We start from the raw sequence: 17794 nt of genomic DNA on the forward strand, positions 1-17794 counted from the left end.
GATGTTTCCAGAAAATCACTCGGTGTCTGTCAGATTACTCTGACTCTCCAGTCAGGGGCGAGGACCGACATGATGATCGCATCGTGCCACTCGCCGTCCCAGCGCAACGCGTCCCGGCGCACACCCTCCTGCGTGAATCCGACCTTTCGATAGACGTGTGCTGCCCTCTCGTTGAAGGAGTAGACCTCCAGCTCGATCCGGTGCAGGGCGGTGGTGCCGAAGGCGTGGTCGAGCACGAGCCGGATCGCCTCGGTGCCGTATCCCCTGCCGAAGACCCGGGGGCCGACCAGCGCGACGCGAAGGTTGCAGGAGAGGTTCGCGGCGTCCAGCTCGTTGAGCACGATCTCGCCGACGTAGGAGTCGTCCTCCGCGGTGCAGATCGCCAGGTCCAGCCGGTCGTCGTGCTCGTGGCGGGAGCCGTACCAGATCTTGGCGGCCTCGTAGCCGATCGAGCCGCGCGACCCGGTGAGCCGGGTGGTCTCCGGGTCGTTGACGAGCTCCCAGAGGCCGTCGACGTGCTCGGGGCCGACGGGCCGGAGTGTCACGCGCTCCCCGGGGAGCGTGGGTTTGCTGGCGAACATCCCTGGTGTTCTACCGTTCCCGGCGAATCGGGGCAAATCGATTACCGGATGCCGGTGTGACGGTCAGGCGCGGGAAGCGCCGTGACGGCCGCGGGCGGGAGACGCCGCCTCACCAGGGGCCGTAGGGGCCCGAGTTGCCGCCCTTGCCGATCTCTCGCACCGCGGGCCGCACGTCCGCCAGGTAGATGCCCGAGGCGATCACGGAAGCGATCGTGAAGATGCTCAGCGTGGACAGGTAACCCACCGCCGCGGCGAAGGCGAACAGCGTCGCGACGCCCAGAATGATCGTCCACAGCTTCTTGGTCTGCTTGCCCGTGACGGCGAACGACCGTGCCGGGGTGCGCAGCGCGTGGACGAGCGCCCAGGCCGACATAATGAACGCGCCGATGGCGAGGACCCAGAAGATCAAGTCCAGCACGCCGTGGATCCCGCCGAACATCGTCACTCCAACATGCTCGCCTCAGTGGTACTCATCAGACTAGGTGATGTCCCGCACTCACCGGTAAGTTCTCGTCCCCCAATCGGCGGGGGAGCGCTCCGCGCGGCCGGGCGGCGAATCGCGGCGGGCCCGCCCCGGCGGTGCCGGGACGGGTCCGCGGACCGGCTCAGGCCTTCGCGGCGGCCTTGGGGGTGGTCTTGGCGCGGGCGTTGCGCCGGGGAGTGGCGGCGATCGCCGGCTCCGCGGTGTGGGAGACGTCCTCCAGCTCCTTGGCGGTGTCCTCCAGCTCCTTGGCGGCCTCGCCGCTCACCTTGGAGACGACCTTGCGGCCGCGCGTGGCGAACTCCTCGTAGAGCTCGTTCGCCCTGGTGGTCAGCTGGTCGGCGTAGCCGCGGGCCTTCTCGGGGAACTCCCGGGCGTACTCCTCGGCCCGGCCGCCGACCTGCTTGGCGTAGTCCTCGGCCTGGTCGGCGAACTTGCGGGCCCGCTCGGGCAGGTCCTTGGCGGCCTCGCGGAGCTCGCCGCGGCGGCCCTGCAGCCTCTGGAGCTGCTCGGGCAGCTCGCGGATCTTCTCCACGGCGAAGTCGCCGGCGCCGGCGACGGCGTAGAACGGCTTGGACTCGGTCAGCTTCTTGACCTCGGTGGCCAGAGTCATGGGTTAACCTTCCCTCGTTTCCGGTGTGACGTGGCCGTTGACCGAGGACGCCGGGTCGGGAGTGAACACGGCGAGCACCTCCTCGGGCGACGGCGTCTCGTCGTCAGGCGAGGAGCCGGCGTCACGCTCACGGGGCTCCGGTGCGGAATGCGCGTTCTTGGCGGTCTGCGCGTTCTCGTCCGGGGCCCCGGCCCGGTTCTCCTTGCGGAACGACTCGTAGATGTCGATCAGCACCTGGCGTTGCCGCTCGGTGATGAACTCGTCGGCCTTGACGGCGGCCAGCACGTCGCTGTCCGGTTCCCGGTCCTCGATGAGACCCGCCTGAACGTAGAGCGCCTGGGCGGAGATGCGCAGGCCCTTGGCGATCTGGTTCAGGATCTCCGCGCTGGGCTTGCGCAGCCCGCGCTCGATCTGGCTGAGGTAGGGATTGGAGACGCCGGCGGCCGCGGCCAGCTGACGCAGGGAGATCTTCGCCTGCGTGCGCTGCTCGCGGATGTACTCGCCGATCGAGCCGACCTTGGGTAGTGCCATACCGGCATTCTGCCCCACGGTGCTTGCAGTTGCAAACGCACTGGTTAACAGCTGCAAGCAGTCGGAGTGGGGCGGGCCTCAGCGGGGCGCCGGCAGGGCCGTCAGTGGGGCATCAGCCACAGCAGCGGGGCGGAGGCGGTCAGGGCGACGGAGAAGGCCACGATGGAGTAGCGGACCCGGCGGGGCAGCCGGGGGCGGGGGGTGACCAGCCGCTCGACCCTGGCCATCACGGCGGAGGCGGGGCTGAGGGCGCCCAGGGCCCCGTGCGGGGTCGGGACGGCCCCGGCGGTGCCGAAGCGCAGCAGCGCGGTGGCCAGGCGGCGCGGTGAGCAGTAGCGCCGGGCGACGTCGTCGGCGGCCATCTCCACCAGGAGGCCGACCTCCCGCTGGGCGTCCTGAACCGTACGGGACCAGGGCAGCGCCCTGCGCAGCGCCGCGAACGGGAGCAGGACCAGGTCGTGCCGCTCGCGCACGTGGGCGGTCTCGTGGGCCAGCACCGCGGTCAGCTCCGCCGCCGAGAGCAGCTGCAGGGTCCCCTTGCTGACCACCACCTGGGAGCGGAGGCCGGGCACGCAGTAGGCCGCCGCGCCCGGATGGTCGACCACCCGCACGCCCGGCACCTCGGGGTCCTCGCGGGCGATGAGGGCCAGCAGGGTGCGGTGCCTGCGCCGGGCGCGGAAGGTCTGCACGCCCGCGGCGAGGAGGACCACGATCAGCACGGTGAGTGCGGTCAGCCCGGCGATGAGAGCGAGGATCCGCGGCAGGTCGTACGGCTCCGGCTGGTCGTACCCGCCCTCGACCGCCGAGGCGGCGAAGGCGTGCAGGCCGCGGAGCACGCCCAGGTTGTAGGGCTCCAGGGCGTAGGCGAGCAGGGCGCCGGTCCCGGCCAGCCCCCACGTCACCCCCAGTGCCTGCCACAGGACGATGGCGACGTGCGGAGCGCGATACGTCCACCGCGCCCGGACCAGCCGCCAGGCTCCCACCGCGCAGACCAGGGCGAGGAACGCCAGGGCCGCCGCGGTGATCACTCTTCCTCCAGCTCCATCAAGGCTCTCCGCAGGATCTCGGCCTCCGGGCCGGAGACGGCCTGGGCGAAGCGAGTCAGCGCGGCCGACCGGTCGCCGGTCAGGTCGAGCGCCTCAAGCATAAGCTCGGCGACATAGCTGTCGCGGCTCTCCTTGGGGGCGTAGCGCCAGGCGCGCCCGTCGCGGGTGCGCTCCAGGAACCCCTTGCGGGTCAGCCGGTCCAGCACGGTCATCACGGTCGTGGGAGCCAGGTCCCGGTCCGCGATGAGGCGCCCCACCTCGCGGGCCGTCACGGCCGAGGGCTGCGCCCAGATGACATCCATGATGCTGCGTTCAAGCTCGCCGAGACCCTTCACGCCTACCAGCCTAACTTGCTACCACGACGGGTAGTACTACGGGCTGTCGAGTTCACGGGGCGGTCTCGATGCGGCGCATCATGTAGACCTCGTCGCGGTCGTCGCCGGGGGCGACGCGGATCGCCCCGGGGACGCGGCCGACCTCGACGTATCCGTGGCGGGCGTAGAACCCGTCGACGCCGGTGCCGCCGCGCAGGGTCAGCTGCAGGGACTCCAGGCCGAGATCGCGGGCGACGGACTCGGCCGCGCGCATGAGCTGATCCCCGTACCCCCGTCCCTGGTGCTTGGGGTGGACCATCACCCGCAGGATCCAGCGCCAGTGGGAGCGGAGCGCGGAACCGGTGTCGGAGAGGATCAGCGAGCAGACGACCCGGTCGTCGGCGTCGAACCCGACGAGAAGGTGGTCGGGCCCGCCGCAGCGGGCGAAGGCCGCCTCGGCGGTCGGGCGGACGTCGGCGGTGGTCACCGGGGGCACGAACCCGACGGCGCCGCCCGCGTTGCTCACATCGGTCCATACCTCGATGAGCTCGTCGACGAGCTCGGGGGTCAGCTCGGGGTCCGTCACGAAGCGCAGCTGGGACATGATCTGAAACCTTAGCGGGAGGCGGTGGCACAGGCGTGGGCGGTACGGCCGCCGGACGGCCGCTCCGGTAGGGAGAACGCGCGCCGGGACGGCTGTCATCCCGCGGGGCCGGTGACGCCCCTGCTCCGGGGCGCGGTCACCTCGCCCCGGTCGGGGCGACCGCGTCCCAGGACACGGTCACCTCGCCCAGCCGCCAACGGGACGGGCCGCCCAGCCGGGGGCGGCGGGGGACCGGCCAGGTCGCGGCGAGCGCCTCCACCGCGGTGATCCAGCGCTGCCGCGCGCCGTAGGAGGCCATCGGGGCGCTGACGGCCCAGGCGTGGTCGAAGTCGCGGAGGAAGGCGTGGATCGGCTCACCCGGCACGTTGCGGTGGATGAGCGTCTTGGGCAGGCGGTCGGCCAGGTCGGAGGGGCGCTCGAAGGCGTCGAAACGGGCCGACAGGGTCAGGGTGCGCGGTCCGGAGGCGTCCAGTCCGGCCCAGACGGCACGGTGGCCGACCTCCGAGCAGGTCCCCTCCACGATCACTCCGCCCGGCGCGAGCCGGGACCTGAGCAGGTCCCAGTAGTGCCAGGCCTCGGTCTCGCCGTACTGCCGCAGCACGTTGAACGCCCGTACCAGCAGCGGCGGCCGGTCCACCGGCAGTTCGAAGCCGCCCAGCCGGAACGAGAGGCCCTCGGTCTCGTACGGCCTGGCGGCGGCCACCCGGGCCGGGTCGATCTCGATCCCGACGACCTCGGCGTACGGGGACACGCGGCGGAGCCGGTGGAACAGCTCCAGCGTCGTGATGTGCGAGGCCCCGTAGCCGAGGTCCACGATCAGCGGGCGGTCGGCGGAGCGCAGCAGCGGGCCGTGCACGGCGGTGATCCAGCGGTCGGACCGGCGCAGCCGGTTGTGGCCGGTCGTCCCCCTGGTGATCTCACCGACCGGTCTCCTGGAGCGCATCCCCCATTGTCGGCCGGTCACGGGACTCCTGGGACCGGCCGGCGCCCGCGGGGGGCCGTACGGCCCGGCGGGGTCAGGAGGTGACGCGGTGGATCTTGTGCTGGGCGGCCTGGGCCCGGGGGCGGATGACGAGGCGGTCGATGTTCACGTGGGCGGGACGGGTGACGCACCAGGCGATGGCGTCGGCCACGTCGTCGGCGGAGAGCGGGCCGGGGACGCCCTCGTAGATCTTCGAGGCCCGGTCCGCGTCACCGCGGAAGCGGTTCAGCGAGAACTCCTCGGTGTGCACCATGCCGGGGGCGACCTCGACGACGCGGACCGGCTGGCCGCACAGCTCCAGCCGGAGCACCTCGGTCATCGAGGTCTGCGCGTGCTTGGCGGCGTTGTAGCCGCCCCCGCCCTCGTAGGAGACCAGCCCGGCCACCGAGGTGAGCATCACCAGCACCCCGTCGCCGGAGGCGATCAACCCGGGCAGCAGCGCCTGGGTGACCCGGAGCGAGCCGAGCACGTTGGTGTCGTACATGCGCTGCCAGTCGGCGGGGTCGCCGGTGGCCACCGGTTCCAGGCCGATCGCGCCGCCGGCGTTGTTGACGAGCACGTCGCAGCGGTCGAGGGAGGCGGCCAGCTCCTCCACCGACTCCTGGGAGGTCACGTCCAGGGTCATCGGCCGGACTCCCGGCACCTCGGCGGCCAGCCTGTCCAGGCGTTCCCGGCGGCGCGCGGCCGCGACCACGTCGAAGCCCTCGGCGGCCAGGCGGCGCGCGGTCGCCTCGCCGATGCCGCTGCTGGCACCCGTCACCACAGCTGTCTTCTTCATGCCTCGCCATCCTGCCAGGACCGGAGGCCGCCGGACTCGCCCGCCCATATGCCGGGAATGTCGCGAAGGCGTGGGTGGTTGTCCCGTCTCGGAGGTGGTGTCGGTGAAGCGGCGACGGGTCGGCCGGGTCGCGACGATCAGCATGCACACGTCCCCCCTGGACCAGCCGGGGACCGGGGACGCGGGCGGGATGAACGTCTACATCGTGGAGTCGGCCAAACGGCTGGCCCAGCTCGGGATCGAGGTCGAGATCTTCACCCGGCAGACGGCGCGGGACCTGCCTCCGGTGGCGGAGATCGCCCCGGGCGTCTCGGTCCGGCACGTCACCGCCGGGCCGTACGAGGAGCTGGACAAGGGCGACCTGCCCGGACAGCTGTGCGCCTTCCTGTCCGGCGTGCTGCGCGCCGAGGCGATGTACGACCCGGGACGCTACGACGTCATCCACTCCCACTACTGGCTCTCCGGCCAGGTGGGCTGGCTGGCCAAGGAGCGCTGGGGCGTGCCGCTGGTGCACACCATGCACACCATGGCGAAGGTGAAGAACCTCCTGCTCGCCGAGGACGACAGGCCCGAGCCCGCCGCCCGCGTGTTCGGCGAGGAACAGGTCGTCGAGATCGCCGACCGGCTGGTGGCCAACACGCCGACCGAGGCGCGGGAACTCGCCGAGCTGTACGGCGCCGACCCCGATCGGATCGAGGTCGTCAACCCCGGGGTGAACCTCACCGTCTTCCGCCCCGCCTCCGGGCAGGAGGCGCGGCGCCGGCTGGGACTGCCGCGCGACGCCCACGTGCTGCTGTTCGTGGGCCGGGTGCAGCCGCTCAAGGCCCCGGACGTGCTGCTGCGCGCCGCCGCCCGGATGCTCGTCGACGACCCCGGGCTCCGCTCGAAACTGGTCGTCGCCTGTGTGGGCGGGCCCAGCGGCAACGGCTTGGCCCGCCCCTCGTTCCTGACCGACCTCGCCGTGGAGCTGGGGATCTCCGACATCGTCAGGATCGTCCCTCCGGCCCCCCAGCACGAGCTGGCCGACTGGTACCGCGCGGCCGACGTGACCGTCGTCCCGTCGTACAACGAGTCGTTCGGCCTGGTCGCCCTGGAGTCCCAGGCCTGCGGCACCCCGGTCGTCGCCGCCTCCGTGGGCGGTCTGCGCACCGCCGTACACGACGGGGTGTCGGGAGTGCTCGTCGAGGGGCACGACCCGCACGACTGGGCGCAGGTGCTCGGCCGGTTCGTCCGGGAGCCCGCCTGGCGTGAGGCGCTGGCGGCCGGGGCCGTGTCCCGGGCCGCGGGCTTCGGCTGGTCGGTCACCGCGGCCCGGCTCGCGGACGTCTACGCCGAGGCCATGGCGCACCTGTACCGGACCCCGATCGCGGTGAGTTCCTGAGCCGGGCGGAGCGGAGGCCCCGCGGGGCTCGTAGGGTGAGCCCATGCGCGAAGTGATCGAGGCGGCGCTCAAGGGCGCGGAGATCTCCTACGAGGAGCCCCGGCCGGGGGCCTTCCTGGCCAAGCTCCCCGGCCAGCACAAACTCGCCACCATGACCTGGCTGATCATCGGCGACCAGGCCCTGCACGTGGAGGCGTTCTTCTGCCGCCAGCCCGACGAGAACCACGAGGCCTTCTACCGCTGGCTGCTCACCAAGAACGGGTCGATGTACGGCGTGCACTTCGCCCTGGACCCCGTCGGTGACGTCTACCTGGTGGGCCGTGTCCCGCTGCAGGCGGTGTCGGAGGAGGAGGTCGACCGGCTGCTCGGCTGCGTGCTCACCTACTCCGACGAGGGTTTCGACCGGGCCCTGGAACTGGGGTTCGCCTCCTCCATCCGCAAGGAGTGGGAGTGGCGGGCCAAGCGCGGCGAGTCCCTCGCCAACCTCCAGGCGTTCGCCCGCTTCGCCAATCCCGACGCGGAGCGTGGCTGAAGCGCGGCGCTCGCTAGTCTTGGTCGCATGGCGACTTTGGTGCTGCTGCGGCACGGTGAGAGCGAGTGGAACGCCAAGGGTCTGTTCACCGGATGGGTGGACGCGGGGCTCTCGGCCAAGGGCGAGGAGGAGGCGCGGCGCGGCGGGAAGCTGCTGCTGGAGGCCGGGATACGACCGGACGTCGTGCACACCTCGCTGCTGACCCGCGCGATCCAGACGGCGAACCTCGCGCTGGGCGCGGCCGACATGCTCTGGCTGCCGGTGACCCGGTCCTGGAGGCTCAACGAGCGCCACTACGGCGCGCTGCAGGGCAAGAACAAGGCGCAGACCCGCGAGCAGTTCGGCGAGGAGCAGTTCATGCTCTGGCGCCGCTCCTACGACGTCCCGCCGCCGCCGATCGATGACGACGACGAGTACTCCCAGGCGGGTGACGCGCGCTACGCGCTGCTGCCCAAGGAGGTCATGCCGCGGACGGAGTGCCTGAAGGACGTCGTCGAGCGCATGCTGCCGTACTGGTACGACAACATCGTCCCCGACCTGTCGATGGGTCGGACCGTCCTGGTCGCCGCGCACGGCAACTCGCTGCGCGCCCTGGTCAAGCACCTGGACGGGATCGGCGACGACGAGATCGCCGGGCTCAACATCCCCACCGGCATCCCGCTCCTGTACGAGCTGGACGCCGACTTCCGCCCGGTTGCCAAGGGCGGCCTCTACCTCGACCCCGAGGCGGCCGAGGCGGCCATCGCGGCCGTGGCCAACCAGGGCAGGTGACCCCGCACCGCCGTACGGACAGAAGAAAGTAGGGTGCCCTTCCCGCGAAGGGCACCCTTTACTGGCTCCCGTACTGGCTCCCGGGCAGCGACGCGTTGGCGTCGCCATGGGCCGCGAGGGGGCGCCGGTTACTGGCTCCCGAGCAGCGACGCGTTGGCGTCGCCATGGGGACGAGAGCCGGTCACCAGGTAGACCACGTCGCGGGCGACGCGGACCGCGTGGTCGGCGTAGCGCTCGTAGTAGCGGCCGATCAGCGTCACGTCGATGGCCGGTTCGACACCGTGCCTCCAGTCGGGCGCCATCAGGACCCGGAACAGCCTGCGGTGCAGCTTGTCCATGGCGTCGTCGTCGTGCTCCAGCTCCAGCGCGGTCTCCACGTCGCGCGAGGCGATGCAGCTGCCGGCCTTGGTGACCAGGCGCTCGGCGATCTGGCCCATCTCCAGGATGGTCACGCGGAGCTCCGGCGGGATCGCCGAGTCGGGGTGGCGCAGCCGGGCGATCTTGGCCACGTGCTGGGCCAGGTCGCCCATCCGCTCCAGGTCGGTGCCCATCCGCAGAGCCGTGATGATCATCCTGAGGTCCACGGCCACCGGCTGCTGCCGGGCCATCAGATCGAAGATCGACGCCTCGACCTCCGCGAAGAGCCGGTCGACCTCCGCGTCGCGGGAGATGACGCCCTCGGCCAGTTCGAGATCGGCGTCCAGCAGGGCGGTGGTGGCCCTGGAGATCGCCGAGCGCACGAGCCGGGTCATCTCGACCAGCTTGACCGTGAGGGCGTCGAGTTCTTCGTGGTAGGCGTCACGCATGGCTCTCACCGTACGCGCGCGTCAGTGAACGAACCCCGACCACAAAGTGAACTTTGCGGGAAAGCCGTGGTCATGCCCCTCCTGACGGTCATGAATGGGACAAGTCTTGCCTACCATCGAGGTCGTGAACCTGACGGGAGGACCACGTGGATGAGCTGACGGCGAGCCTGGCCGTGCTGGCCGGTTTCGTCCTGGCCGGCTTCGCGGTGGGGGTGCTGACCATGCTGGTCGTCCGCCAGAACGCGGCGCGGCCGCGGATGCTGACCCCGGTCGACGACATCGAGCCCGGGGCGATGCCCGCGGGCGTGGCCTCCGTGCTGGCGGTCCTTCCCTCCTCGGCGGTCGTGCTGGACAGGGAGGACCGGGTGCTGCGGGCCAGTTCGGCCGCGCGTGCCTTCGGCCTGGTCAAGGGTGACCGGCTGGTGGCGCCCGAACTGCTGGCGCTGGCCAGGAAGGTGCGCAGGGACGGCGAGATCCGCGAGAGCGAGATCGAGGTCCCGGGGCACAAGTTCGGCCAGGACGCGACCAACTTCGCGGTCCGGGTCGCCCCGCTGGGGTCCTACGGCCAGGTGCTCGTGCTGGCCGAGGACCAGACCGAGTACCACCGCGTCGAGGCGGTCCGCCGCGACTTCGTGGCCAACGTGAGCCACGAGCTCAAGACGCCCGTCGGCGCGCTGAGCCTGCTGGCCGAGACCATCCAGGACGCCGCGGACGACCCCGAGGCGGTCACCCGCTTCGCCGGGCGCATGCAGCACGAGGCCGCCCGCCTGACCTACCTCGTCCAGGACCTCATCACCCTCTCCCGGATCCAGGGCGCCGAGCCCATCCCCACACCCGGCCCCGTCCCGGTGGACGAGGCCGTGCACGACGCCATCGACCGCTGCAACACCACGGCGGTCTCCAAGGACATCGCGCTGGTCGCGGGCGGCACCGAGGGCCTGCAGGTCTGGGGTGACGAGGAGCTCCTGGTCACCGCGTTGCGCAACCTCATCGACAACGCGGTCGCCTACAGCCCCGAGCACACCCGGGTCGTGATCAGCGCCCGGCCGGCGGGTGACTCGGTCGAGATCAGCGTGAGCGACCAGGGGATCGGCATCCCGGAGAGCGCCCAGGAGCGGATCTTCGAGCGGTTCTTCCGCGTCGACGCCGCCCGCTCGCGCGCCACCGGCGGGACCGGTCTCGGACTCGCCATCGTCAAGCACGTCGCCGCCGCTCACAACGGGGCGGTCACGGTGTGGAGCAAGGAGGGCTCCGGCTCCACGTTCACCCTCCGCCTGCCCGCCTTCGGCGGCCTGGCGGTTTCCGTATCACCCAGCAGTACCGCAACCCCCATGGAGGCCGCGCAGTGACCCGCGTTCTTGTCGTCGAGGACGAGGAGTCGTTCTCCGACGCCCTGTCCTACATGCTGCGCAAGGAGGGGTTCGAGGTCGCGGTGGCGGCCACGGGGCCCGAGGCGCTCGACACGTTCGACCGCAGCGGCGCCGACCTGGTGCTGCTCGACCTGATGCTGCCCGGACTGCCTGGCACCGAGGTCTGCCGCTCGCTCCGGCAGCGTTCGAACGTTCCCGTCATCATGCTGACCGCCAAGGACAGCGAGATCGACAAGGTCGTCGGGCTGGAGCTCGGCGCGGACGACTACGTGACCAAGCCGTTCTCCTCGCGCGAGCTGGTGGCCCGCATCCGTGCGGTGCTGCGCCGCCAGGGCGATGTGGAGGAGCTGGAGTCGGCGGTGCTGACCGCGGGACCGGTCCGGATGGACGTGGACCGGCACATCGTCGCCGTCCGCGGCGAGGCGGTGCAGCTGCCGCTGAAGGAGTTCGAGCTGCTGGAGGTGCTGCTGCGCAACGCCGGCCGGGTGCTCACCCGCGGGCAGCTCATCGACCGGGTCTGGGGCGCCGACTACGTGGGCGACACCAAGACCCTGGACGTCCACGTCAAGCGGCTGCGCGCCAAGGTCGAGGCCGACCCCTCCAACCCGCGCTGCATCCTCACGGTCCGCGGCCTGGGCTACAAGTTCGACCCCGTGGAGGACTGACCCCGTGGAGGACTGACCCTCCCGGACGCGAGAAGGGGGTGTGCGGCTCGTGCGAGCCGCACACCCCCTCGGCGTTCTGCCGTGAGTGCCGCCCTCAGCGGCCGTCCTCAGTGATCGGCCTCAGTGGCCGTCCTCAGTGGCCGCCCTCACCCTCCACGTCCACCGTGGGGGTGGGAGTCGGCGTGGGGGCGGCGGAGGCGCCCGGGACGGCCGGCAGCTGCGTGAACTCACGGCTGCGGGTGATGACCGGGACGTTCAGCGAGACGATGCCGGCCTTCTCGAACTGCAGCTGCACCTTGATCGTCTCCCCGCCCTTGAGCGGCTTCTTCAGCTGCTCAACCATGATCGAGGGCGTGGGCCGGCCGACGACGGCGGCCTGCTTTCCGAAGGCCGGGAGCGTGACGGGCGCGGGGACCTTGGCGGTGCCCAGAGCCGGGTCCACGCCGAGACCGACGAGCCGGTCATCCTGCGGACCGGTGTTGACCATGTAGAGGTAGAGCGGGGTGCTCCCGCCCGCGGGCAGGGACCCGCCGGAGTCCGGACCCAGGAAGTACGCCTGGGAGATCTTGAGGTCCTTGTCCTCGACCTTGACGCTCAGGGCCTCGTTGGGCATGTACGGCTGGGCGGTGATCGCGTCGAAGCCGGTGCCGCAGCCCGCCAGAGCCGGGGCGGCTGCGAGAAACGCGGCGGCGGCGACCGCCCAGTGACGGTTGGTGCGGGTCACGGTGCGAGTTCTCCTTGTCACACAAGAGATAGGACAGGGCAACCCTATCCGTGGAGTTTCCCGGGTTTTCCGGCGACCCGCCTGATCGCGAACGAAGGCGCATCCCAGGTCATCGCTGTTTTTTACCTCTCGATTCACACAGTTGGGCACTTGTCAAGGCTTAAAACGCGGCTTTGACCTGCAGTTATGGTGATTTCACTGTTCCGGGAGCCTGTGGATACGTGGTACTCTGGAGTACAGCGGAAGGGGTACTTGTCACATGACTTTCCAGGTCGGCGACACTGTCGTCTACCCCCACCACGGGGCTGCTCGGATCGAGGCGATCACGACCCGAACCATCAAGGGTGAGGAAAGGACCTACCTGGTTCTCAAGGTCGACAAGGGCGACCTTACCGTCCAGGTGCCTGCCGACAACGCAGAACTCGTAGGAGTTCGCGACGTTGTCGGGCAGGAGGGTCTCGAGCGCGTCTTCGACGTGCTCCGCATGCCTCACACCGAAGAGCCCACGAACTGGTCCCGCCGCTACAAGGCCAACCTTGAGAAGCTGGCGTCCGGCGACGTCAACAAGGTGGCCGAGGTCGTTCGCGACCTGTGGCGACGAGACAAGGAGCGCGGGCTCTCCGCAGGAGAGAAGCGGATGCTCGCCAAGGCGAGGCAGATCCTGGTCAGCGAGCTCGCGCTCGCGGAGAAGACCAACGAGGACAAGGCAGAGGCACTTCTCGACGAGGTGCTGAACTCGTAAGAGTTCGGTGAGACGCCGAGCTCCGGGAGTCCGGTGAGGTTCCGGACTGCTGGGAGTTCCAGAGAGGTACTCGACTCCTGAACACGACACTTCCACGGGTGGGCGTCGGAACCGACGTCCACCCTTTCGCATCCGGACGGCAGCTGCACCTGGCGGGCCTGCACTGGCCGGGCGAGACGGGGCTGGCCGGCCACTCCGACGGTGACGCCGCCGCCCACGCCATGTGCGACGCCCTGCTGTCCGCCGCCGGTCTCGGTGACCTCGGCGGGCTGTTCGGCACCTCCGACCCGCGCTGGGCCGGTGCGTCGGGTGTGTCCCTGCTGGAGGAGACCGCCAGGAAGGTCCGCGCGGCCGGTTTCGAGATCGGCAACGTGGCCGTCCAGGTGATCGGCAACCGTCCCAAGCTGGCGCCCCGCCGTACGGAGGCCGAGAAGGTCCTCGGCGAGGCCGTGGGCGCGCCCGTGAGCGTCAGTGCCACCACGACCGACGGTCTGGGCCTCACCGGGCGCGGCGAGGGCGTCGCGGCCATCGCCACGGCGATCCTGGTCAACCTGAATCAGGATCCGGGCGTCTCCTAAGGGGTGCGAGAGCACCCTGGCGGGCGGCGCGGAAAGCCCGTCGCAGCACCCGAGGAGGCGACCCGTTCTCCTGGCGCGGTACGGGTCGCCCCTTTTGGGGCGGATACTTTGCGAATGTCCGGGTAGCTCCCTAACGACATGTCCTCGTCATTGGGGGGAGCTGGACATGATTGGATCGATCGTCTCCGCAATCGTCATCGGAGCCATCGTCGGAGCACTGGCGCGTCTCGTCATTCCGGGAAGGCAGAGCATCAGCATCGCTCTGACGCTCATCGTCGGCATCGCCGCGGCGCTCATCGGCACCCTCATCGCGGGGGCGCTGGGCATCGCGAACACGAGAGGCATCGACTGGTGGGAGCACATCCTCCAGCTCGCCCTCGCGGTGGCGGGGGTCCTGCTCGTCACCCAGATGCGTCCCGGGCGGACCGGGCGGGCCGATAGAAATCTCGGGTGACCTGGAAATTTGCCGTTTCCAGGAATATCCGTGGTGCAGGGGGTAGCCGACTCCCCGTGAGAGTGAAGGTCTCACCCTCACGGGGAGGTTGATATGACCATCGCATCCATTCTCGGCGCAATCGTCATCGGCGCGATCATCGGGGCCGTCGGCCGTCTCCTGCTGCCCGGCAGGCAGCCGATCGGCTGGGTCCTGACCATCGTCGTCGGGATCGTGGCGGCGCTCATCGGCACCGCCATCGCCCAGGTGCTCAATGTCTCCACCACGGACGGCATCGACTGGATCGAACTCGTGATGCAGGTCGTCCTGGCCGTCGTCGGTGTCGGCCTGGTCGCCGGACTGCGCCGTTCCAGGGTGTGACCGGTGACGGGGTTCCAGAGACGAGCCCTGAGGTGAGCAGAACGCCGGCCCGCAGCGGGGCGCCGTTCACCAGGTGTGAGCGAGAGCTGCGGGCCGGCCCATAAACCACACGGATGACCACACCCGAGAACCGGGTCAGCTCCTCCGAGGCCCCGGAGCTGACCCCCGGGTGTGCGACCGGAGCGCCGTCCCCGGCGCCCCGGTCACGGCCGATCGGCCATCCGGCTGCGACCACAGATGAGTGCGTATCCACAGACGAACACGGATCTGGAGGGGCAGGCGGCCATCCGTCCGGTCAACGGCGACCGGTCGCGGATACCGCGGATGTGCGGTCCCCGTACCCCGGGCGACTCCGAGCGTGCCCCCTCCGGAACGGGCTGACGCCCCGCAGGCCGACCAGGCCGGCGGGGCTTTCAGTCTTCCGGCGGGAGGGGAGTGCTGCGCATGCGGCCCGAGGGCGGGGCCGCGATGTCGTCATCGGTGTACGGCGTGCGCCGGTCGGAGTGCTCCTCCTGCGGGTCCCATGCCTCCTGCGGGTCCCGGGCTCCCTGGGGATCCCAGGCCTCCTGCGGGCCCTGGGCCTCCTCCTCCGGGTCCGCGGCCTCGGAGCCGTGCGCCGGATCGGGGGACTCGCCGGTCATCACCCGCATCGGCTGCGTGGCCGAGCCGTATCCGGTGACACTCGTCTCCTCCCCGCCTGGAACGTCGGCGGGAGGCGTGACGGGTCCCGCCGCGGCGCCCCAGGTCTCCACCCGTTCACTGACCCGGCTCTCCCGCGCCTGACGGCCCTCCTGTCCCAGGCCCGGCTCCCAGCTGTCCCGCTCCGGATCCGGTACGGCGGGGCGGAGCGGGTGGACGAGCAGGTCACCCCGGACGGGACGGGTCAGATCACCCCAGCGCACCGGCGTGTCCGGCTGCTCCACCGGGGCGCTTGCGGGAACGGCGGCCTCGGCGGTCTCGGCGGTCTCGGCGGCCTGGGCGGGCACCGAGGGCTCCGGGGACTCCAGCGACAGCGGGGACTGCGGGGACGCTGAGGGCCTCACCGGCTCCGGAGACCCGACGGGTTCGGCGGGCTCCGGCCGTACGGTCTCGGGGGCCGCAGCGGTCACGGCGGATCCGGCGGGCTCGGCCGGCCGTGAAGCCTGGGCGGGACCGCGGGCCCCGGCGGGTTCGGGCAGGTCGTCGACCTCGGGCGTCTCCGGCGCCGGTGTGGGGCCGACCACCGGGACCGCCGGGAGGTCGTGGTGCGGGACCGTCTCCATCGGCGGGGCGGCCTGCGGGTCGAGCACGGGTTGCGCCGGGAGGCGGGGGCCGGGGGCGCCGGACCCGGGCGGTCCGGGGGCGAGCGTCTCCGGGCGCGGGTATTCCGCGGTCGGCATGGCGGCGTCGGGGAACGGGACGATGTCGTGCCCGTGGCCCTCACCGGCCAGGCGGGCGTCCAGGTCGGTCCGCCGGGCCTGGGCATGCTTGATCATCAGGAGCCAGAGCCACAGCGCCACCGCCAGCATCACCCACGGGGCGACGGCGACCACGATGGCGGCCGACCGTACCTCCACCATGACCCGCATGGCCGTGGCCACCTCGGCGGCGACCGCCAGGGCGAGCAGCAGGACCAGGACGAGACCCGCCTGCAGGCGGACCGGCCAGCGCCCGCCGCGCAGCAGGAGCACGCTGATCATCGCGACGGCGAGCAACGCGTCGAAGCCCGCGGGATACAGGTAGGCCAGGTCGGGCCGGGCCTCACCGATGACGGCGAGACCACGCAGATCCTCGAAGGACAACACGCACGCCGCTCCGGTGAGGGCGGCCACGCCGACCCCGGCGAGGGCGATGCCCGCGTGCCGCAGGGCGACGGCGGCCCGGCCCGGCTCGGCGGAGGCGGGCGGGGCTGTGATCGGGCGGGGGAGCGAGCCTGCCGCCGCAGGTGATTTCACGTCCATGGCCCTTCGAGCGTACAGAATCGTCCCCCGTCATGATCGGTGCTCCGAATCCCGATCAGGAAGATGTCACCAGGCGCTAGCCTTACTTTTGTGAGTCTGCGCCTTTACGACACCAGCACGCGTACGGTCCGCGAGTTCGTTCCGGTGGAGCCCGGCCGGGCGTCGATCTACCTGTGTGGTGCCACCGTGCAGGCCCCGCCGCACATCGGGCACATCCGTTCCGGTGTCAACTTCGACGTGCTGCGCCGCTGGATGACGCGCTCCGGCTACGACGTCACCTTCTGCCGGAACGTCACGGACATCGACGACAAGATCATCAGGGTCTCCGCCGAGGAGGGCGTGCCCTGGTTCGTGGTCGCCGAGCGTAACCAGCGCGCCTTCACCTGGGCCTACGACGTGCTCGGCTGCCTGCCGCCGACCGTCGAGCCGCGGGCCACCGGCCACGTCCCCGAGATGATCGAGCTGATGGAGCGGCTGATCGCGGCGGGCCACGCCTACGCCGCCGACGGTGACGTCTACTTCGACGTCGTCTCCTACGCCGACCGGTACGGCTCGCTGTCCAACCAGAAACTGGAGAACATGCGGGCGGCAGGTGACACCGACACCGACTCGGCCAAGCGCGACCCGCGCGACTTCGCGCTCTGGAAGGGCGAGAAGCCCGGTGAGCCGACCTGGCCGACCCCCTGGGGCAGGGGCCGTCCCGGCTGGCACCTGGAGTGCTCGGCCATGGCGACCAAGTACCTCGGGCCGACCTTCGACATCCACGGCGGCGGCGTCGACCTGATCTTCCCGCACCACGAGAACGAGCTGACCCAGTCGCAGGCGGCCGGTGACGGCTTCGCGCGCTACTGGATGCACAACGGCATGCTCAAGATCGGTGCGGAGAAGATGAGCAAGTCGCTCGGGAACTCCCTGCTGATCCCCGAAGTGACCAAGAAGGTCCGCCCGGTCGAGCTCCGCTACTACCTGGCCGCCCCGCACTACCGCTCCTCCATCGACTACTCCGAGGAGGCGCTGTTCGAGGCCGCCGCCGCCTACCAGCGCATCGAGGGCTTCGTCACGCGCGCCGCGGAGATGATCCACGACGTGGACGCCGACGCCCCGCTGCCGCAGGCGTTCACCGACGCGCTCGACGACGACCTGGGCACCCCCCAGGCGCTCGCCGTCGTGCACGAGGTGGTCCGCGAGGGCAACGTGGCACTCGCCCGGAGCGACAAGGAGCAGGTGGCGCGGCTGCTGGCCGAGACGCAGAACATGCTCGACGTGCTGGGCCTGGACCCGCGTTCGGAGCAGTGGCGCTCCTCGGGCGGTGACGGCGCCGGTCTGCGCGCGACCGTGGACGCCCTGGTCGCCGTGGCCCTGGAGCAGCGCCAGGCGGCCCGTGCCCGCAAGGACTTCGCCGCCGCCGACGCCATCCGCGACCAGCTCGCCCAGGCCGGGATCGCCGTGGAGGACACCCCCCAGGGTCCCCGCTGGGAGCTGTCGAAGTAAGGACCGCCGGACCGGGTGGCGGGAAGGCGCGCCGTCGTGCGCGTTCCCGC

22 protein-coding genes are annotated in these 17794 nt (G+C 71.0%); 10 read left to right on the forward strand and 12 right to left on the reverse strand.

Translation table 11 applies throughout. From position 1 onward, the window contains the following. Window positions 1-29: 29 nt before the first annotated feature. From IEZ08_RS26470 to IEZ08_RS26510, 9 genes are all read right to left on the reverse strand, one after another. Complete coding sequence (locus IEZ08_RS26470; protein WP_068921051.1) at window positions 30-581, reverse strand: GNAT family N-acetyltransferase; 552 nt, start codon at window positions 579-581, stop codon at window positions 30-32. Window positions 582-690: 109 nt separating this feature from the next. Then, complete coding sequence (locus IEZ08_RS26475) at window positions 691-1020, reverse strand: DUF2516 family protein (protein WP_068921053.1); 330 nt, start codon at window positions 1018-1020, stop codon at window positions 691-693. Window positions 1021-1186: 166 nt separating this feature from the next. After that, window positions 1187-1675, reverse strand: a complete 489-nt coding sequence (locus IEZ08_RS26480; RefSeq protein WP_068921055.1) for a hypothetical protein — start codon at window positions 1673-1675, stop codon at window positions 1187-1189. Window positions 1676-1678: 3 nt separating this feature from the next. After that, window positions 1679-2206, reverse strand: a complete 528-nt coding sequence (locus IEZ08_RS40535) for a helix-turn-helix domain-containing protein (RefSeq protein WP_068921057.1) — start codon at window positions 2204-2206, stop codon at window positions 1679-1681. 101 nt (window positions 2207-2307) lie between these two features. After that, window positions 2308-3234, reverse strand: a complete 927-nt coding sequence (locus IEZ08_RS26490) for a M56 family metallopeptidase (RefSeq protein ID WP_189243218.1) — start codon at window positions 3232-3234, stop codon at window positions 2308-2310. Then, window positions 3231-3587, reverse strand: coding sequence for a BlaI/MecI/CopY family transcriptional regulator (locus IEZ08_RS26495; RefSeq protein WP_084779533.1), 357 nt, complete (start codon window positions 3585-3587; stop codon window positions 3231-3233). The genes IEZ08_RS26490 and IEZ08_RS26495 overlap by 4 nt, the downstream gene beginning before the upstream one ends. A gap of 52 nt (window positions 3588-3639) precedes the next feature. Beyond that, on the reverse strand, window positions 3640-4170 hold the full coding sequence (locus IEZ08_RS26500; protein ID WP_068921062.1) for a GNAT family N-acetyltransferase: 531 nt from the start codon (window positions 4168-4170) through the stop codon (window positions 3640-3642). Between the two features lie 136 nt (window positions 4171-4306). After that, entirely contained in the window at window positions 4307-5134 is an 828-nt protein-coding gene (locus tag IEZ08_RS26505) for a class I SAM-dependent methyltransferase (protein ID WP_229803506.1), read from the reverse strand. A gap of 52 nt (window positions 5135-5186) precedes the next feature. Beyond that, the gene (locus IEZ08_RS26510; protein ID WP_068921066.1) at window positions 5187-5930 is read right to left on the reverse strand and encodes an SDR family oxidoreductase; all 744 of its coding nucleotides are present in this window, start codon (window positions 5928-5930) and stop codon (window positions 5187-5189) included. Window positions 5931-6027: 97 nt separating this feature from the next. On the opposite strand from IEZ08_RS26510, the gene mshA reads away from it, so the two are divergent. Genes mshA through IEZ08_RS26525 form a run of 3 tightly spaced genes read left to right on the forward strand, consistent with a single transcriptional unit; the run spans window position 6028 to window position 8614 of the window. Continuing rightward, window positions 6028-7311, forward strand: a complete 1284-nt coding sequence (gene mshA, locus IEZ08_RS26515) for a D-inositol-3-phosphate glycosyltransferase (protein WP_268249365.1) — start codon at window positions 6028-6030, stop codon at window positions 7309-7311. Window positions 7312-7354: 43 nt separating this feature from the next. After that, window positions 7355-7843 carry a type III secretion system chaperone family protein gene (locus IEZ08_RS26520; RefSeq protein WP_068921068.1) on the forward strand — a complete coding sequence of 163 codons (489 nt, stop codon included), beginning with the start codon at window positions 7355-7357 and terminating at the stop codon, window positions 7841-7843. 27 nt (window positions 7844-7870) lie between these two features. Continuing rightward, the gene (locus IEZ08_RS26525; RefSeq protein WP_068921069.1) at window positions 7871-8614 is read left to right on the forward strand and encodes a phosphoglyceromutase; all 744 of its coding nucleotides are present in this window, start codon (window positions 7871-7873) and stop codon (window positions 8612-8614) included. Between the two features lie 128 nt (window positions 8615-8742). On the opposite strand, the gene phoU is transcribed toward IEZ08_RS26525, so the two are convergent. Next, window positions 8743-9420, reverse strand: coding sequence for a phosphate signaling complex protein PhoU (gene phoU / locus IEZ08_RS26530; RefSeq protein ID WP_068921072.1), 678 nt, complete (start codon window positions 9418-9420; stop codon window positions 8743-8745). A gap of 173 nt (window positions 9421-9593) precedes the next feature. On the opposite strand from phoU, the gene IEZ08_RS26535 reads away from it, so the two are divergent. Together IEZ08_RS26535 and IEZ08_RS26540 are read left to right on the forward strand one after the other, a co-directional pair. After that, window positions 9594-10769: a sensor histidine kinase gene (locus IEZ08_RS26535; protein ID WP_373294384.1), complete on the forward strand. Its 1176-nt coding sequence runs from the start codon at window positions 9594-9596 to the stop codon at window positions 10767-10769. Continuing rightward, on the forward strand, window positions 10766-11455 hold the full coding sequence (locus IEZ08_RS26540; RefSeq protein ID WP_068921073.1) for a response regulator: 690 nt from the start codon (window positions 10766-10768) through the stop codon (window positions 11453-11455). Before IEZ08_RS26535 ends, IEZ08_RS26540 begins: the two co-directional genes overlap by 4 nt. A gap of 133 nt (window positions 11456-11588) precedes the next feature. On the opposite strand, the gene IEZ08_RS26545 is transcribed toward IEZ08_RS26540, so the two are convergent. Then, window positions 11589-12179: a copper chaperone PCu(A)C domain-containing protein gene (locus IEZ08_RS26545; protein WP_068921074.1), complete on the reverse strand. Its 591-nt coding sequence runs from the start codon at window positions 12177-12179 to the stop codon at window positions 11589-11591. A gap of 259 nt (window positions 12180-12438) precedes the next feature. On the opposite strand from IEZ08_RS26545, the gene IEZ08_RS26550 reads away from it, so the two are divergent. The 4 genes from IEZ08_RS26550 (at window position 12439) to IEZ08_RS26565 (ending at window position 14313) form a co-directional block, all read left to right on the forward strand. Beyond that, window positions 12439-12921: a CarD family transcriptional regulator gene (locus IEZ08_RS26550; RefSeq protein ID WP_012887713.1), complete on the forward strand. Its 483-nt coding sequence runs from the start codon at window positions 12439-12441 to the stop codon at window positions 12919-12921. Between the two features lie 98 nt (window positions 12922-13019). Then, window positions 13020-13499, forward strand: coding sequence for a 2-C-methyl-D-erythritol 2,4-cyclodiphosphate synthase (gene ispF, locus IEZ08_RS26555; protein WP_068921075.1), 480 nt, complete (start codon window positions 13020-13022; stop codon window positions 13497-13499). A gap of 166 nt (window positions 13500-13665) precedes the next feature. Then, a complete protein-coding gene (locus tag IEZ08_RS26560) occupies window positions 13666-13953 on the forward strand; it encodes a GlsB/YeaQ/YmgE family stress response membrane protein (protein ID WP_068921076.1) in 288 nt (95 codons plus the stop codon). A 93-nt stretch (window positions 13954-14046) separates the two neighbouring features. Continuing rightward, a complete protein-coding gene (locus tag IEZ08_RS26565) occupies window positions 14047-14313 on the forward strand; it encodes a GlsB/YeaQ/YmgE family stress response membrane protein (protein ID WP_068921077.1) in 267 nt (88 codons plus the stop codon). A 413-nt stretch (window positions 14314-14726) separates the two neighbouring features. On the opposite strand, the gene IEZ08_RS26570 is transcribed toward IEZ08_RS26565, so the two are convergent. After that, entirely contained in the window at window positions 14727-16253 is a 1527-nt protein-coding gene (locus IEZ08_RS26570) for a DUF2637 domain-containing protein (RefSeq protein WP_189243219.1), read from the reverse strand. Between the two features lie 90 nt (window positions 16254-16343). On the opposite strand from IEZ08_RS26570, the gene cysS reads away from it, so the two are divergent. Beyond that, window positions 16344-17744, forward strand: a complete 1401-nt coding sequence (gene cysS / locus IEZ08_RS26575) for a cysteine--tRNA ligase (protein ID WP_189243220.1) — start codon at window positions 16344-16346, stop codon at window positions 17742-17744. Window positions 17745-17794 lie beyond the last annotated feature (50 nt).

Source organism: Planobispora rosea, assembly GCF_014648175.1.
In the GTDB taxonomy this organism is placed as follows: domain Bacteria; phylum Actinomycetota; class Actinomycetes; order Streptosporangiales; family Streptosporangiaceae; genus Planobispora; species Planobispora rosea.

Excerpts from the sequence above, each read along its gene's own strand:
- IEZ08_RS26470 (WP_068921051.1), bottom strand. The coding sequence starts at position 581 with ATGTTCGCCAGCAAACCCACGCTCCCCGGGGAGCGCGTGACACTCCGG.
- IEZ08_RS26475 (WP_068921053.1), bottom strand. The coding sequence starts at position 1,020 with ATGTTCGGCGGGATCCACGGCGTGCTGGACTTGATCTTCTGGGTCCTC.
- IEZ08_RS26480 (WP_068921055.1), bottom strand. The coding sequence starts at position 1,675 with ATGACTCTGGCCACCGAGGTCAAGAAGCTGACCGAGTCCAAGCCGTTC.
- IEZ08_RS40535 (WP_068921057.1), bottom strand. The coding sequence starts at position 2,206 with ATGGCACTACCCAAGGTCGGCTCGATCGGCGAGTACATCCGCGAGCAG.
- IEZ08_RS26500 (WP_068921062.1), bottom strand. The coding sequence starts at position 4,170 with ATGTCCCAGCTGCGCTTCGTGACGGACCCCGAGCTGACCCCCGAGCTC.
- IEZ08_RS26510 (WP_068921066.1), bottom strand. The coding sequence starts at position 5,930 with ATGAAGAAGACAGCTGTGGTGACGGGTGCCAGCAGCGGCATCGGCGAG.
- IEZ08_RS26520 (WP_068921068.1), top strand. The coding sequence starts at position 7,355 with ATGCGCGAAGTGATCGAGGCGGCGCTCAAGGGCGCGGAGATCTCCTAC.
- IEZ08_RS26525 (WP_068921069.1), top strand. The coding sequence starts at position 7,871 with ATGGCGACTTTGGTGCTGCTGCGGCACGGTGAGAGCGAGTGGAACGCC.
- phoU (WP_068921072.1), bottom strand. The coding sequence starts at position 9,420 with ATGCGTGACGCCTACCACGAAGAACTCGACGCCCTCACGGTCAAGCTG.
- IEZ08_RS26550 (WP_012887713.1), top strand. The coding sequence starts at position 12,439 with ATGACTTTCCAGGTCGGCGACACTGTCGTCTACCCCCACCACGGGGCT.
- IEZ08_RS26560 (WP_068921076.1), top strand. The coding sequence starts at position 13,666 with ATGATTGGATCGATCGTCTCCGCAATCGTCATCGGAGCCATCGTCGGA.
- IEZ08_RS26565 (WP_068921077.1), top strand. The coding sequence starts at position 14,047 with ATGACCATCGCATCCATTCTCGGCGCAATCGTCATCGGCGCGATCATC.
- IEZ08_RS26570 (WP_189243219.1), bottom strand. The coding sequence starts at position 16,253 with ATGGACGTGAAATCACCTGCGGCGGCAGGCTCGCTCCCCCGCCCGATC.